At 44.0% G+C, this 16,245-nt stretch carries 14 protein-coding genes; 5 read left to right on the top strand and 9 right to left on the bottom strand.

What is annotated here, in order from left to right; translation table 11 throughout:
* Positions 1-19: 19 nt before the first annotated feature.
* Positions 20-1,027: an AraC family transcriptional regulator gene (locus tag M1F26_RS02180; protein ID WP_036958341.1), complete on the top strand. Its 1,008-nt coding sequence runs from the start codon at positions 20-22 to the stop codon at positions 1,025-1,027.
* An 82-nt stretch (positions 1,028-1,109) separates the two neighbouring features.
* On the opposite strand, the gene M1F26_RS02175 is transcribed toward M1F26_RS02180, so the two are convergent.
* From M1F26_RS02175 to soxR, 7 genes are all read right to left on the bottom strand, one after another.
* The gene (locus M1F26_RS02175; RefSeq protein WP_140172602.1) at positions 1,110-2,006 is read right to left on the bottom strand and encodes a transporter; all 897 of its coding nucleotides are present in this window, start codon (positions 2,004-2,006) and stop codon (positions 1,110-1,112) included.
* 70 nt (positions 2,007-2,076) lie between these two features.
* Positions 2,077-3,690 (bottom strand): phytoene desaturase family protein, encoded by a 1,614-nt coding sequence (locus M1F26_RS02170; protein ID WP_096864573.1) that lies wholly within the window; start codon positions 3,688-3,690, stop codon positions 2,077-2,079.
* Positions 3,691-3,693: 3 nt separating this feature from the next.
* A complete protein-coding gene (locus M1F26_RS02165; RefSeq protein WP_140172601.1) occupies positions 3,694-4,476 on the bottom strand; it encodes a cyclase family protein in 783 nt (260 codons plus the stop codon).
* 13 nt (positions 4,477-4,489) lie between these two features.
* Entirely contained in the window at positions 4,490-5,026 is a 537-nt protein-coding gene (locus M1F26_RS02160; protein ID WP_227528888.1) for a flavin reductase family protein, read from the bottom strand.
* Positions 5,027-5,040: 14 nt separating this feature from the next.
* The gene (locus M1F26_RS02155) at positions 5,041-6,285 is read right to left on the bottom strand and encodes a styrene monooxygenase/indole monooxygenase family protein (RefSeq protein WP_318837644.1); all 1,245 of its coding nucleotides are present in this window, start codon (positions 6,283-6,285) and stop codon (positions 5,041-5,043) included.
* Positions 6,286-6,320: 35 nt separating this feature from the next.
* Positions 6,321-7,106: an SDR family oxidoreductase gene (locus tag M1F26_RS02150; RefSeq protein WP_125892958.1), complete on the bottom strand. Its 786-nt coding sequence runs from the start codon at positions 7,104-7,106 to the stop codon at positions 6,321-6,323.
* Between the two features lie 232 nt (positions 7,107-7,338).
* Positions 7,339-7,836 carry a redox-sensitive transcriptional activator SoxR gene (soxR, locus tag M1F26_RS02145; protein WP_004261125.1) on the bottom strand — a complete coding sequence of 166 codons (498 nt, stop codon included), beginning with the start codon at positions 7,834-7,836 and terminating at the stop codon, positions 7,339-7,341.
* A 99-nt stretch (positions 7,837-7,935) separates the two neighbouring features.
* Here soxR and M1F26_RS02140 point away from each other — a divergent pair, with 99 nt between their 5' ends.
* From M1F26_RS02140 to M1F26_RS02125, 4 genes are read left to right on the top strand one after another with little or no spacing between them, the layout of a single operon-like run.
* On the top strand, positions 7,936-8,364 hold the full coding sequence (locus tag M1F26_RS02140) for a DoxX family protein (RefSeq protein WP_004261127.1): 429 nt from the start codon (positions 7,936-7,938) through the stop codon (positions 8,362-8,364).
* Between the two features lie 12 nt (positions 8,365-8,376).
* Complete coding sequence (locus tag M1F26_RS02135; protein WP_318837642.1) at positions 8,377-9,486, top strand: efflux RND transporter periplasmic adaptor subunit; 1,110 nt, start codon at positions 8,377-8,379, stop codon at positions 9,484-9,486.
* Between the two features lie 10 nt (positions 9,487-9,496).
* Positions 9,497-12,601: a MexW/MexI family multidrug efflux RND transporter permease subunit gene (locus M1F26_RS02130; RefSeq protein WP_004261131.1), complete on the top strand. Its 3,105-nt coding sequence runs from the start codon at positions 9,497-9,499 to the stop codon at positions 12,599-12,601.
* The gene (locus M1F26_RS02125; RefSeq protein WP_180359543.1) at positions 12,598-12,774 is read left to right on the top strand and encodes a hypothetical protein; all 177 of its coding nucleotides are present in this window, start codon (positions 12,598-12,600) and stop codon (positions 12,772-12,774) included. The genes M1F26_RS02130 and M1F26_RS02125 overlap by 4 nt, the downstream gene beginning before the upstream one ends.
* Positions 12,775-12,841: 67 nt before the next feature.
* Here M1F26_RS02125 and arnT read toward each other — a convergent pair whose 3' ends face one another.
* Both arnT and M1F26_RS02115 read right to left on the bottom strand, forming a co-directional pair.
* The gene (gene arnT, locus M1F26_RS02120; protein ID WP_140172598.1) at positions 12,842-14,488 is read right to left on the bottom strand and encodes a lipid IV(A) 4-amino-4-deoxy-L-arabinosyltransferase; all 1,647 of its coding nucleotides are present in this window, start codon (positions 14,486-14,488) and stop codon (positions 12,842-12,844) included.
* Positions 14,489-14,851: 363 nt separating this feature from the next.
* The gene (locus M1F26_RS02115) at positions 14,852-16,126 is read right to left on the bottom strand and encodes a bifunctional O-acetylhomoserine aminocarboxypropyltransferase/cysteine synthase (protein ID WP_140172597.1); all 1,275 of its coding nucleotides are present in this window, start codon (positions 16,124-16,126) and stop codon (positions 14,852-14,854) included.
* Between the last annotated feature and the right edge of the window lie 119 nt (positions 16,127-16,245).

Here is a 16,245-nt window from a genome sequence, read left to right as displayed (position 1 = left end):
CATTTTGGAGGAACCTCCGATGTTGAGCAACTCGTGGTCCCATTCATCTGCATCTCAGATTGAAAATCAGCTCTGTTCTTCAGAGCGTTTATTATTTACCTCAGCTGACCCTGAAGAGATTAAATCGATGGTTGGTCGAGTCATGAAGCCACATCAATTTAACTTACTTAATCCACATCAACGCCTTGATGCTCGTATGCACTATATTCCTATGGGGGATATTTCTCTAAGCCGCTTACGCTATGGTGCCGATGTCTCCATTATTCCAGGGCAACTACAGGACTTTTTTTTGGTTCAAATGCCTCTATCAGGTACAGCAGTCATCGAAAGTGGTGGAAAGTGTATTGAATCAACTCCTCAGATGGCCTCACTTCTTAGCCCTGAAGAATCAACAATAATGCGTTGGAATAGCGATAACGATCAATTTATGTTACGTATTTCCCGTTCTTTACTCGAAAGATCCTTAGTAGGCCAACTAGGGCATACTTTAGATAAACCGTTAGTTTTTGAGTTGGGTTTTGCTTGGCAATCTTGCATTGCATGGCGCACTTTAATGAATTACCTGATTGAATGCGCAACTCGCGCGCCCGATCTCTTACAACATAAATTGATCACGACTCAAGTTGAACAATTGGTTTCTGTCACTTTACTTTCTACCCAAGGCCATAATTATATCGAAGACTCAGGCATGCGAAGGTCAACAATTCGTCCTCGTCACGTACGCAGAGTGCAAGAATATTTAGAAGCACACGCCCATGAACCTATCACTGTTGAGCAGCTAGCTCATATTGCAGGCGTCAGCTTACGCAGTTTATATGCTGGTTTTAAAGAGTTCTTAGATATCAGCCCAATGCAGTATCTACGTGATTTACGGATGGAACGTGTTCGAGCAGAGCTCCTTTCAGGGGAAGCAACTAGCGTCACTGGGGTAGCTTTACGTTGGGGATTTGCCCATATGGGTCGCTTTAGTGCAGATTACAAACAACGCTATGGTGAAACTCCAAGTCAGAGTATGAAAAAAGCCTAAATTCCCAATCATCACTTTCTTAGAAATACCCCCCCCATATTGTTATGTAATACCAATATGGGGTTTTGATATACAAACGTGTTTAAAAAGGTATCGATGCCTTCAAATAAATTTGGGAACCTTCTGGACGGTTTCTGACTTCAAAATCCTTTTCCCATTTAGCAGTAAATAGCCACCCTTGCGGGTTAGCATAGCGAATTGAAGGCCCAATAGAATAGGCTCGAGCTTTTCCTTGAGCTGAATTTGATCCGCTATCATCTGTCGTTTGCCAAAATGCATAGCCCCCAATACCTGCCACCCAACCATTGCCGAACCCCCAACCTAGTGCATAATCAGCGTGAAATGCTTGCCCTGAACGTGTTTTCGTATCGTTATTGCGGAAGTTAAAGTCATACATCATCTTCAAATCCGCATTTACACCAACAGGTGGAATATAACTGATTGCCCAAACTGGTTGCAGCGCCCAATAATTCTTACCTAAACTTGATGGGTCTGTTTTGCTGTATTTACCTGTTGGAGCATACGCATCTAGCCCAACCACATAATGCAAATCGGCTGATGGATGAAACCCTAATGCGGGGCCAAATGTAATATCACCGAGGCCGCGGCTGGTATCTTTTTGCCCCGCCGCTTTTGCAGTCACATCCAATAGTGGCACAATCGTATGAAAAGCCAGATCACCACCAAAGACTTTTTGGTCAGTTACCCAAATAAGTCGAGGAGCGAGTACGTTCACATTGACGCTAAACCCCGGAACAGGGATCTTATCGCCTTTGTTATCGCGAATACTGTCATAATGTGCATTTCCACCATACACCAGTACATGTACCCCTTGCCGTGGCAATGCACCTGACATAAAGTTTTCTAGCCCATCGGGGTATACCCCTAAACCGCCACCTTCGGTGGCAATCGCACCAAACGAAAGTATGCTGAGACACGAACCTGCTACAAGCTTACCGATTGTTGTTTTTTTCATCATGTTTCCTGCCATAGTGGGTTGCTTACTGTGTGTGCTTTACCTGTTAAGTCACAAATCCTTTGCTGATTTATTATGTCCTGCGTTTGACTGCTAATTTTTGTGCAACAAGGTAACCTGAACCACCACCTAAACCCGGACCGGGGTGGGTTGAGGCGCCAATATGAAAAAGGTTTTTGACTGCGGTTTGATGCGTTTTCGTCTGGCCAGTCGCAGCAAAAGGCCGCAACCAGAAGAACTGATCAGGTGAACAAGTTCCTGAATAAGGGTCACCACCAACAAGGTTACAGTTATAATTTTCTAGGTCGGCGGGAGAAATTGCCTTGCGTCCCACTATCAAATTAGAAAAGCCTGGCATTACCAGCTCTAAACGCTGTTGAATTCGATCTGCAACAGCCTCTCGCACTTGCTCATCCCAACCCCCGTCATCCGGTACTGAAATTTCACCAGCAGAATCCCCCTTTAACACTCGAGGCAACTCTTGCATTTGGATCCATAAGATCCACCCTCCTTCTGGGGCTCGACTGGGATCGAGCGCGGTAGGTTGGCCAATACCAAATGTCGGTTTATCTGGTAAATAACCATTATTTGCCTGTGTCACCGATAAACACACTTGCTCCATGCTTTCAGTGAAATGAACCAGTGGTACATTTAACAGTTCAGGATTACACCAAGGGGGAGGGGCGCTTAAAGCAAAATGAATTTGCATACCCGCACGCCCATAACGGTAACCTCTCGCTTTTTCCCTCACTTGCAGTGAAGTATTTTCGAGTAATGACCCATACAGCTGCGTTGGGGTAACGTTACAAACTACGCTTTCAGACGCAGCAATGATTTGCCCATTCGCCATCACTCCTGTTGCTCGTTGGTTTCTCCCCTCACCTGTAGTGATGATTTTTTCAACATTCATACCCGTTTTTAGCTGGCCACCATGCGCTTCAATAACCTTCGCAAAAGCCTCCACGATACGAGCACTGCCGCCTTTCACCACTGGCATACCGCCAGCCACCACCGCCGCAAAGGTTAATTTCCCAATTAATGCAGAACTGGCTTCATCCGGCCCAAGTCCGGTATGTAATACCCATGGCGCCATCAAAGCTCGGCTAAAGTCGTGCTGTAATTCACGTTCTGACCAACGGCGAAAGCTTTCTATTCCTGCTTTTGCAAAATCAAGCAAGCCATCGACTCCACGTTTTCGCCATTCTGAAAATAATAATTTCAGCATATTGGCGCTATATGGGTTTTGCCCTAATAGGCCAAATGTAAGCGCTGCATCTTGCGTAAATAGCTGTTCCGCCATCTTACGAAATGCAAGGCCATCCCCCGGAGCCAACTGGTCGAGTTGCTTAGCCGCTTCAGAAATATCCCGTTTTAACGCAATCGATTGACCATCCGGTTGCACTAACCCCGTTGAATAATCACATTGAGCAAATTCTAATCCATACTGCTTTAAATAGGGTTCGAGCTCTTGGTACCCAGGGCTACCAACAAATAAGGAGTACCAGCAAGAAAGTAAATCATGGGTATAGCCCTCAAACAAATTCTCAGTGCGGATACAGCCCCCTAAGCGGTCATTTCGCTCAAGAACGAGGACTGATTTTCCACGTACTGCCAACAAGGCTGCACACATCAAGGAATTCATTCCACTGCCCACGACTATCACTTGAGGAGTTGAGCTTGCTGTCATACCTCACCCCACAAGTGCGAGTACACGTAATGGGCTGCCAGAACCACCTTCAATTTTAAGTGGCGCAGCAACAATCACGACACCTGTCGCAGGCAGTTTGTCGAGGTTCATTAAACATTGCAGGCCATATTTATTGTGACCATGCATTAAAGTATGGCAAGGGTAAGGTACTGGCCAACTGTATGATTGCCCTGCATCTGTATTGATGGTTTCAACACCAAACCCTTTGACATCACGCTGATGAATAAGCCATTCCACCGCTTCTTGCGATGGTCCGGGCGTGTGTGCACCATCTTCACGCATACTTACATAGGCAACCGGGTCATTCGCCTTTTTCGACCAATCCGTTCTGAAAAGTACCCAAGCTGCTTTAGGAATTGTGCCGTGCTTTTCTTCCCATTTTTGCAAAAACTCTACAGTTAACACCCAATCAGGGTTTTGAGCCACTTCCGCACTGGCATCTACCACAACGGCTGGCGCTACAAAGTTTTCCACTGGAATAGTATCAACGGTGTTGTTGATTTGGTCTTTGCCACTGATCCAGTGAATTGGTGCATCAAAATGCGTGCCGGTATGTTCTCCGCAACTAAAATTATTCCAATACCATGCAGGGCCGTTATCGTCGTAGCGAGAAATTTGTTCCATGCTAAATGACCAAACTTGCCCAAATTGTTCAGGTAATTGCAGTGCCGGAAATGAAGGCGATAAGGTTTGTGTCAGGTCGATAACTTGGATGTTCCCTTGCTGCAATTGTGTCGCGAATGTCATTAAAATTTGCTGGTTCATAGTCACTCCCTCCTTAAGGCGCTTCATGTAATGCAGTAAAACTACCGCCATGGAACACTAACGGTTTACCCGCTTCACTACCGATACGGCGAACATGCCCCACCATTAATAAGTGGTCACCAATCGTGTCTTGCTTATGGTTTTCGCACACCAATGTGGCAATAGCACCATGCAATGCAGGGATCCCTTCTGGTGTAAGGTGAATTGCTACATCTTCAAATTTATTTTCGATACGCGGGTTCGCAAAACGCATTGCAAGTTCTTGGTGCCCGTGACCTAATATATTGATAGTGAAATGAGCACAATCACGAAATACGGATAAGTTTGGTGAATGGTTCACTAAGCTCCATAGCACTAGCGGTGGGTCAAGTGATAGCGATGCAAACGAGTTGATAGTCAACCCAACATCACGGCCATCTGCAGTTCGGGTGGTAACAATCGCCACGCCTGTTGGGTAACATCCCAACAGATTACGCAATATCTTTGATTCAAATTCGGTATCGCCCCATTCCCTATCACACATGAGTGTATCCTCTGCAATCATAGACATACTGATATCTCCCATTAAGCTCGAGCTTCTTCCATCATTTGCGATTGAATATACGCCTCACAAGCAGCCTCATCTTTCCACCAAGGGAATAATACGGGCGGGTAATTAAAGGCATTTGCGATGGTATGTGCTAAGGATGGCAACTGCTGGGCTGCATCCAATAAGTGTAAAATATGGGGCTCAGGAGGGGCGAGTAAGGAATTGGTCCATTCCACAACATGGCGGCCATACTTCCAGAACTGCTCAAATGTGTCATTCATCCACTCGGCAGTGTAAGGCTTGTCACCATGGGCTAAAATAGCGTCATAATAGACTTTACAAGCCTTGGTGGCATTATTTGAACCTTGCCCCGTTAGTGGGTCATTGGTGACTAACGCATCGGCAAGACCAAATACAATGTTGTCTGATGGTAGAGTTAACACCGGTTTTCTCACTGTTGGTGCAAATCTTCCGGCTAGAATGCCATTCTCATCAGTTAACTCAACGTGATGGCAACGCTCTGCTTCCCAAGGTAAATAGGTATTGAGAATTTTTTTACTGTAAGCCAAATGTTCCTGTGGAGTACGCGCTTCATTCCACTGATCCATAGGCCCACCGGGGATCCCTTCAAACACCATAATATGGCAATCACCACTATTCGTCAGTGATGGGAACACAAAATACTCACCAACACCGGGTATTAAGTTGAAAGAAACTTGTGAATACTCTGGCGTTGGTAACATGCCATGCACATAAGTCAGTGCCAAGGCCCGTTGTGGTTTGTCATAAGGTGAGCGGGAGGCATCGCGCTCAAGCAGTTTAACAATTTCCCCTTTTCCACCCGCTAATACGACTAAATCGTGTGTTTGCGCTAAGCGTTCCAGTTCTGCAATACCAACATCTTCAATGCGTAAATTACCGCCACGCGCTGCAAATAACTCCATCCAGTAAGGCATTTTGATACGTTGGTCGACAGCTTGGGCATAATTATCGAGACGTGAACGCCAAGAAATGACTTTTTCCCCCGCTTTTTCGGGATGAGGAACCGTAAAACCAATTCCTTCAACCGGCGGACACTGTTCTTCCCAAAAATTAATACCTAAATCGCGTTCAAATTGCAGTGAAATATCGAACATGCACTGGCTCGACATCACTCGGCCATTTTTAACGTCATCTGGAGTGCGGTTTGTTGCAACAGTGACTTCATAACCTTTATTGAGTAGACCCAAAGCTAATGGCATACCCGCTTGACCACCACCGACGATAGCAATACGGCGCATAGTATTTTCCTCTACAAAATAGTTAAAATGGTGTCTTATTCAGCAAGACGGGGAATTGCCGGTTTAGCCTGTTCAGGCCCCATAGCGGAGTAACCGCCATCGACAGCGTAATCCGCACCTGTAACAAAGCTGGCCAAATCAGAAAGTAGGAACGCGACAACTTGAGCGACTTCTTCTGGGTCACCAACGCGCTTTAATAAGTGGTAATCAGCAGCAACACGGTCTGTTTTTTGGCGGTCTCCCCCTGTGATTTCATCCATAACTCGGGACCAAGTCCACCCGGGGGAAACGGAATTTACACGAATTCCTTCAGCCGCATAATCCATTGCTTGGCTGCGAGTTACCTCTAACATGGTGGCTTTAGATGCAGGGTAGAGCCAACGACCTGTTTGGGCGACAGAAGAAGAAATGCTGGTAAAGTTGACGATGGCACCTTTACCCGACTTGACGAAATGCGCTTTGGCAAACTGCGCTGCCATCACCGCACTCACTACATTAATATTCAACGCAGTGAGCCAATCCTGCCTTGTCGATAACTGGCCTTCATCAAGATAAGTGGCTGCCAGATTAACTAAAAAATCGAGTTGGCCATATTTCTGCGCAACACGGTCAATACCTTGTTTAAGCTGTTGGTCATCTGTGATATCAACAGGAATAAAGTCAATATTGGGCTCACTTTGAGCGACTTTTTCACCATTCACGGCATCAATATCAAAAATCGTGACTTTTACACCGTAATCACTCAATACTTTCGCGACGGTTGCACCAATTTTGGTCGCTCCGCCAGTCACAATGGCAATCTTATTATTCAAGCCTTTCATCTTTGTCACCCTCTTTTTCTCTCATCTAGTTACAATGAGTTCACAAAAAATTAACATAACGAATAGTTACGCAAATATGCTGAAAAGGGGTAGCCGATGGGCGCAAGAAATATCCATTATGTGCGGTAATTTAAATAATAAGATGATGATATAACTAGACAAATAGCCACTCTCGACAGTGGCTATCCAAATAATGAAAAGTATGATTAATCGCAAAAATAAATAAAATAGATTATGGACGTTCTAAAATACGGGCACCAGGGCCTTTCCTACCAAGTACATCATCAGGATTACGCAGCGGACAGTCACTGAGTGATAAGCAACCACAACCAATACAGTTATCCAACTCATTACGTAAACGTGTCAGTTGCCGAATACGCTTATCTAAAGATTTACGCCATTGCGTCGACATCTCCTTCCATTGCTCCGAAGTTAGCGCGCTATTTGCAGGAAAACGCCCCAATGCCTCTTGAATTTCATGTAGTGGGATCCCCGTACTTTGTGCAACCTTAATAATGGCGATGTAACGAAGTACAACAGAGTGAAATCGTCGCTGATTCCCTTGAGTTCGTGTACTTTGAATTAGCCCCTTTGATTCATAAAAATGGACTGTAGAAACAGGCACTCCCGAGCGTTTTGCCACTTCGCCCACCGTTAATGCCCGAGTAAAATCAATTTTTTTCCCCTCGTTCTTCTGAGGTTTTATCGTTTTTGTGTCTTTGTCCGCCATTTTAGCTCACCTTTGCTTGACCTCAACTTAACTTAAGGTTTTATAGTGCCACCCTGCTAGTTTGTCAATTGAGGTTATTTTTTAAAAGGGGATAGGTTTATGCCATCGGTGATTACCAAAATGTTAGAAAGCAATAGCTTATGGGTTATTGCTCGCTTACTAGTCTTGGTTTTATTTATTTCATCTGGTTTAGCCAAAGTTTTTGATTATGAAAATAGTCTGGCTGAAATGCGTGCCGCAGGTCTTCACCCAGATTGGTTTTTCAATATTGCTTCTGCTGCTGTCATGTTAATTGGCTCTGTTCTTGTGCTATTTAACCGTCTTTTATGGCTTGGAACTGGCGCGTTAGCCGTGTTTTTGTTCCTCACTATTGTGGTTGTCCACACCTTTTGGAGCTACACGGGAGAACAAGCTCAAATCGCCATGTTTTGGGCAATTGAACATATCGCTGTTATTGGGGGCTTAATCGCTATCGCCATTGCAGGGCATTTTCGAGGTCTTTATTTCGCGTTAAAGACGCAGAAATAGAAGGAAAATTTAATGAATAAAAAAACAATAATGACACTTTGTTCCGTTTTGATCGCTGTTGGGGCGGGTAGCGCGATTTATTCGACCTATGCGCAAAATGAAGAAGACGAACAAGCAGCATACCAATATCCACCCGTAAAAGTGGCATTGGCACCTGTTAGCTTAGATACCGCGCCTCGTACTTTTTACGGTGTAGGTGAGTTAGAAGCTGGCAGCCAAGTCTTAGTCGCGGCAGAAACCAATGGCCGTATAACAAAAATTGCATTTGAATCTGGCCAGCAAGTCAAAAAAGGCCAATTATTAGTACAACTCAATGATGCCGTTGAACAAGCTGATTTATCACGTTACCAAGCACAGTTGCGCAATGCGGCTCGCTTATATGAAAGAACACGTTCATTATCTGCGCAACATTTAGTGGCAGAGGCTCAAGTGGACAGTACACGTGCTGAACGTGATATTGCCCATGGCCTGATCCGCCAAACACAAGCATTGATTGCGCAAAAGACAATCCGAGCGCCATTCGACGGTACGATAGGTATTCGCCAAGTCCATGAAGGACAGTATTTAAACCCAGGGGAAGCCATTGCCAGCCTGGTGGATACCAAAACCTTAAAGCTCAACTTTTCCTTAGATGAACAGGCCTCACCGGAACTGCATCAAGGCCAAATTGTTGATATTACAGTTGATGCTTATCCCAATAAAACTTTTCCAGCCCGTATTACGGCCATTGACCCACTCATTGGTAAATCACGTACTATCGCCCTGCAAGCCACATTAGAAAATAGCGATGGCACATTAAAAGCTGGGATGTACGCCAATGTGAATGTGGTACGCCAAGCCAGTAATGAAGTCATTACAATCCCAGAAACCGCTGTTACGTATACCGCCTATGGCGATACCGTATTTATTACGCAAGGTGAAGGGGATGCGATGACCGTCAAGCGGGTGTCCGTAAAAACGGGGCAACGTTGGGATGGCAAAATTGAAATAGAACACGGCTTAAGTGCTAACGATAAAGTCGTCACTTCTGGGCAATTACGCTTAAACGACGGCTATGCTGTCACCCCTGTTGCCCAAGATACATTGTCTGAACCTGTCACTAATACGGCTCAAGGTTCATAAGGAAGGCGTAATGAAATTTACTGATATTTTTGTTCGCCGACCTGTTCTGGCTCTCGTGGTCAGTGCGCTGATTGTATTAATTGGTTTATTTGCGCTGAGTAAACTGCCTATTCGCCAATATCCACAACTTGAAAGCTCGACGATCACCATTACTACGCAATACCCTGGCGCATCAGCTAAATTGATGCAAGGGTTTGTGACACAACCCATCGCACAAGCGGTTTCCTCTGTGGAAGGCGTCGATTATCTGTCTTCTTCCTCTGTGCAAGGAAGTAGCCTTGTCACCGTACGAATGGAACTTAACCGAGACTCCACTCAAGCCCTTGCACAAGTAATGGCGAAGGTGAACCAAGTTCGTTATAAATTACCGAAAGAAGCTTATGACCCTGTGATTGAACTTTCCTCTGGGGAATCTACTGCGGTTGCTTATATCGGTTTTTCCAGCACCAATTTATCCATTCCTGCCCTGACAGACTATATTTCTCGCGTCATTGAACCAATGTATTCCTCAATTGATGGTGTCGCTAAAGTTCAAGTCTTCGGAGGCCAACAATTAGCAATGCGTTTATGGCTGGATGCCGATAAATTAGCTGGCCGAGGGCTAACCGCTGCGGATGTTGCACAAGCAGTTCGCCAAAACAATTACCAAGCGGCACCCGGTAAAGTCAAAGGCGAGTTCGTGATTTCTAATGTCTATGTTAATACCGACCTCACTAATGTCGATGAGTTTCGTGATCTAGTGATCCGCAACGACGGCAATGGATTAGTACGGTTAAAAGATGTGGGAACCATTGAATTAGGAGCTGCTTCCACAGAAACCAGTGGTTTAATGAATGGTGAGCCTGCTATTTACCTTGGTTTATTTGCCACACCAACGGGTAACCCTTTGGTAATCGTTGACGGCATGAATCAATTAATGCCTGACATCACCAAAACCTTACCACCCGGTGTTAAGGTGGAAATGGCATTTGAAACTTCGCGCTTTATTAAAGCGTCTATTGACCAAGTGATTAGCACATTAGTTGAGGCGCTACTGATTGTTATTGCGGTTATTTACCTGTGTTTAGGGTCAATTCGCAGCGTCATCATCCCAATTTTAGCTATTCCGCTATCTATGTTAGGTGCAGCCGCACTCATGATGGCATTTGGGTTTAGTATTAACTTACTGACGCTACTGGCCATGGTATTAGCAATTGGTCTCGTCGTCGATGATGCTATCGTTGTGGTCGAAAACGTCCATCGCCATATTGAAGAAGGGAAATCACCAGTTTTAGCGGCTTTAATTGGTGCTCGTGAAGTGGCAGGCCCAGTTATCGCGATGACGATCACCTTGGCAGCGGTATATGCTCCAATAGGGCTGATGTCAGGTTTAACGGGAGCTTTGTTTAAAGAATTCGCACTCACGTTAGCCGGGGCGGTGATTGTTTCGGGTATTGTGGCATTAACCCTTTCCCCTGTAATGAGCTCGTTTATGTTGAACTCAAAACAGAATGAAGGGCGTATGGCACGTATGGCAGAAACCTTCTTTTCTACCTTAGCCCATTACTATACCATTGTATTGAATTTCTCTTTGAAAAACCGTTGGTTAACAGGTGTTATTGCCGTTGGTGTATTCATTAGCTTACCACTGCTTTATCAATCAGCTCCTCGTGAATTAGCCCCTGTGGAAGACCAGTCTAGTGTATTAACGGCGATCAAATCTCCGCAACACGCTAACCTCGAGTATGTAGAACGTTTTTCGCGTAAATTACATGATGTTTTCATGGAGTTGCCAGAAACAGAAAGTACTTGGATTATTAACGGAACCGATGGCCCCTCCGCCAGCTTTGGGGGAACTAACTTGACATCATGGGAGCAGCGTGACCGCGCCGCATCTGAGATCCAAGGTGACTTACAAGGGCGCGTCGGTGATGTCGAAGGGAACAGTATTTTCGTTTTCCAGTTACCCGCCTTGCCAGGTTCAACGGGTGGCTTGCCAATCCAAATGGTTCTCAGAAGTCCGCAAGATTATTCGGTACTCTATAAAACCATGGAAGAGATCAAGCAACAAGCACGTGAAAGCGGTCTGTTTATGGTGGTAGATAGTGATCTCGACTACAACAACCCAGTGGTAGAAGTCCGCATAAACCGTTCAAAAGCGAATAGCTTAGGTATTCGTATGCAAGATATCGGGGAATCACTGACCTTATTAGTGGGGGAAAACTATATTAACCGCTTTGGGATGGATGGCCGTTCTTATGATGTGATCCCTCAAAGTATTCGTAGCCAACGCTTAACACCGGAAGCCCTTTCACGCCATTATGTGAAATCGGAAGCGGGAACTATGATCCCACTGTCAACGGTGGTTGATATCAATACCCAAGTTGAACCGAATAAACTCACGCAATTTAATCAGCAAAATGCGGCAATTTTCCAAGCAATACCTGCTCCTGGTGTCACATTAGGCCAAGCTGTTGCTTATTTAGATAATATTGCCAATGAGCTACCAGCAGGTTTTAGCCATGACTGGCAATCCGATTCGCGCCAATATAAACAAGAAGGAAACACCCTCGCCTTTGCCTTTATGGCGGCGCTCATCATTATTTACTTAGTCTTAGCGGCACAATATGAAAGTTTAGTCGACCCATTGATTATCTTGATTACTGTCCCACTTTCAATTTGTGGTGCGTTAATTCCATTGGCACTTGGTTATGCAACATTAAATATTTACACCCAAATCGGCTTAGTCACATTGATTGGCTTAATCAGTAAACACGGAATATTGATGGTTGAGTTTGCCAATGAATTACAAGCCAATGAAGGGTTAGATAGACGACATGCCATTCTCAAAGCAGCACAAATTCGTTTACGCCCAATACTAATGACAACCGCAGCAATGGTGATTGGCTTAGTTCCTCTGCTATTCGCCACTGGAGCAGGAGCAAATAGCCGCTTTGGCTTAGGCTTAGTGATAGTCACTGGTATGTTAGTTGGCACATTATTTACCCTGTTTGTTTTACCAACCATTTATACCTTGCTAGCCCGTAATCACAGTGCAACCGCACTAACACCAAGGCGCTATGAGCTTGCCGAAGCGAATCGCCTAATCAAAGAAACTGAGGAGACGTCCCAATGAGAAATACGTTAACTAGCCGTCATCAACGTAACAGCCGTACAGTCAACGAAGTAGAAGTGAATGCGATGAGCAATAGCATGGCCATGCTATTAATTTATCATGGTCTCCCCGCAACTCTGGAAAAATCCTATTCAGCGTCGAACTCGAGCACTTTAAATAAGCCTACGCGCTAATGTGAATAGCCGCCAAACCATTTTAGGTTTGGCGGCTATTATCAAAGAATATCCTAACGTACTGTCCCTATTGGCCTTCATAAAAGGCTAAAACAAGATTACCTTCCCGAATAATAATTGGGTTGCCCGGTAATGCATCCAACAATTCACGCTGAGAATTTTCTACGACCACTGCCACATCTTTATAATGATAATTTTTTAATAAATCAGGTAACTGCTTTAAGCTATAAAACCGATTAGCGGCATCTGGGTATTTTAGCCCGTAGCCTAATTCCCCAGTTTGGTGAAGCATCGTAATATCACTGCGTTTAAGTACCCATGCCAATGTGGTGCCTAGCCCGACATTATTGGTTAACAATACAGATTTATCAGCTAACTGGTGATGATACTTCGCAATCACCTCTTGTGGCGTATTATTACTGGCAATACGCGATGGGATCACATGCCCCACCGTTAAGCTAATTGCCACCGTACACACTGCGGCTAAATACCAAAACCGTTGTTTGAAAGAAAGCAACGCAACCAATAACCAAAAAATAAATGCGCCAGCGGCTAACCATAACTTTCCACTTTCATCGGCCTGAAACACGCTCAGTTTAGGGTAATAAGCAGAAGCAATAATTCCCCCAGCAATAACGCCACCTATCAGTGTGTTAATCAATGCATTCAAACAGATAGGCCGTGTTTTTTTCTCAGCAAGTATTTTTTCAATGTAGGCAGCCATAAGAACTGCAATAGGTGCAATACAAGGCAAAATATAGGTCAGTAATTTACCTTTGGTAATACTGAAGAAAACAAATGGCACAATAAACCACAATAGAAAATAAATATGTAACCCTTTTTGTTGCCATGCATGGCGCAGCGCACCAAAAAGGTAACCTAGCCAAGGTAATACCGCGGCGAGCAAAATAGGAATATAAAACCAAAATGGGGATTTATTTTGCGCATTATTTGCCATAAAACGTTGAATATGCTCAACCCAGAAGAAATAATTCCAGAAATCAGGTTCACGACTGGCAATAACGAAAGCCCAAGGTAAGCACACAACAAAAGCAGTGAACAGTGAAACAAACGAGAAAACAAATACTTCTTTGAATTGCTTAAAGTAAATAGCGGCAACGGAACAAACAAGTACTGGCAGCACTAAAACGAGAAAACCTTTTGTTAATACCCCTAACCCACAGGCGACTCCCATCATGATGAAAGCGAGTAATTTATGAGAGAAGTATTTTGTCGTTAACCCCCATTGGAAAAAGAAAATCACCATAGTGATAAAGGCTGTCACAATGGGGTCAAGAATATTGTAGGTGCCGATAGTAAAAACCATCAACATGGAAAGGTAAATAAACACGGCATTGAAAGCGAGCCGTGAGTTTTTCCAAGCCATTTTGGCACTGAGATAAACAAATAGCCCACTGACTAATGTACTAAATACTACTCCAAGACGAACAGAAATGTTATTTTCACCAAATAACATTTGGAAAACAGCCCCTACCCAATAACCAAAAATGGGTTTCTCAAAATAACGAATATCTAAAAGCTCAGGAACGCTCCAATTATAACTAATAATCAATTCCCGACTAATTTCTGCATACCGTAGTTCATCCGGTTGCCACAATAACCTACCGTTTAATGGTAAAAAATAGGTTACTAGGACAAAACCAAATAACAGGCACCATTTAAGGTAGGCAATTCTATTGTTTGCCATAATCATCTCATCTCAACCATTCTTTTTATTGATATTTAATAATTTTATTTCGTTTGAACAAACACACTCTTTTATGTAGCTATTATCGTTATGCCAATTAAACCCCATTTAAACAAGTCAAAAGTTGATTGGTATAAATATCGCTGTATATAAACAATTAATAAATAGAAACTCCATTTTATCGATAAAAAAGATAAGGATTGCAGATTAAGACTGAATATATAAAAAATAGTTCAGTCTTTAAAAATAAGGTGAAAATTTAATTCGTTCTTAATATTAATCATTAATACAAAAAAGTGTACGGCAGCTTATAAACAAAAACCGGTCAGGGCATTCACCATAACCGGTTATTATTCATACAAAGTAAAACTATTTGGCAGCAGCTAACGCCTGTTCAAGGTCTGCTAGAATATCATCAATATGTTCTATGCCAATTGATAAGCGGATCATATCCCGAGAAACTCCTGCCTGCGCTAACTCTGCATCATTAAGCTGACGATGTGTCGTTGATGCAGGGTGGCAAGCTAGTGATTTAGCATCACCAATATTTACCAACCGTACAATCAGTTTTAAGGCATCAATAAAGCGCGCACCTGCTTCTTGGCCACCTTTAATACCAAACGACATAATACTTGCTGGCTTGCCGTTCATATACTTTTGCGCTAAGCCATGTTCAGGGTTACTCGGTAGCCCTGCATATTTCACCCACTCTACTTGTGGATGATTTTCCAGATAGTTCGCAACTTTTAGCGCATTTTCAGTATGTCTATCCATTCTTAGCGCGAGGGTTTCTAAACCTTGTAAAATCAAGAATGCGTTAAACGGTGATAATGCAGCCCCCGTTCCGCGCAATGGTGCAACTCGGCAACGCGCAATAAAGGCCGCTGCGCCAAAATGTTCGGTATAACTTACGCCATGATAAGCCACATCTGGTTCTATCAATAATGAAAAACGGTCTGGGTAATCTGTCCATGGGAACTTACCTGAATCAATAACCATTCCGCCAAGTGATGTTCCATGCCCACCGATATATTTGGTCAATGAATGAACCACAATATCCGCCCCATGTTCAAATGGACGGCATAAATAAGGGGTTGCCACGGTATTATCGACAATCAAAGGCACGCCATGGCGGTGCGCAACTTCAGCCAGTGCCGCAATGTCAACAATAAAGCCAGCCGGGTTTGAAATTGACTCGCAGAATATGGCTCGAGTCTTGTTATCAATCAGCGCTTCAAGTGCTGCTAAGTCATCATGCTCCGCAAAACGTGTTTCAATGCCTAAGCGCGGTAGAGCATGAGCTAATAAGTTATAAGTTCCACCATACAATTTAGCAACAGAAACAATGTTGTCCCCTGCTTGTGCGATGGTTTGGATCGCATAAGTAATTGCTGCCATACCAGAAGCAACGGCCAAGCCAGCGACACCACCTTCAAGCGCAGCTACTCGTTGCTCTAGAACATCATTCGTTGGGTTCATAATTCGCGTGTAAATATTACCCGCAACTTTTAAATCGAAGAGGTCGGCACCGTGCTGAGTGTCATCAAAAGCATAAGAGGTGGTTTGGTAAATTGGCACGGCAACGGACTTAGTAGTAGGGTCAGGAGAGTAACCGGCGTGAATCGATAATGTTTCTAATTTCATTAGTTATCCTTGTTACAACGCACTGGAATAGTTACAGCCAGAGGTAGTGATTACGTTATTATAATGCTGTGATAACCTTAGATATTACCTAAGCCACGATACCGAGCAACTACTTGCAC

It is taken from the genome of Providencia sp. PROV048 (assembly GCF_033688165.1).
Taxonomy (GTDB): Bacteria; Pseudomonadota; Gammaproteobacteria; order Enterobacterales; family Enterobacteriaceae; genus Providencia; species Providencia hangzhouensis.
Note: the sequence above shows the minus strand (reverse complement) of the source record. Positions and strands in the feature narration are given on the sequence as shown.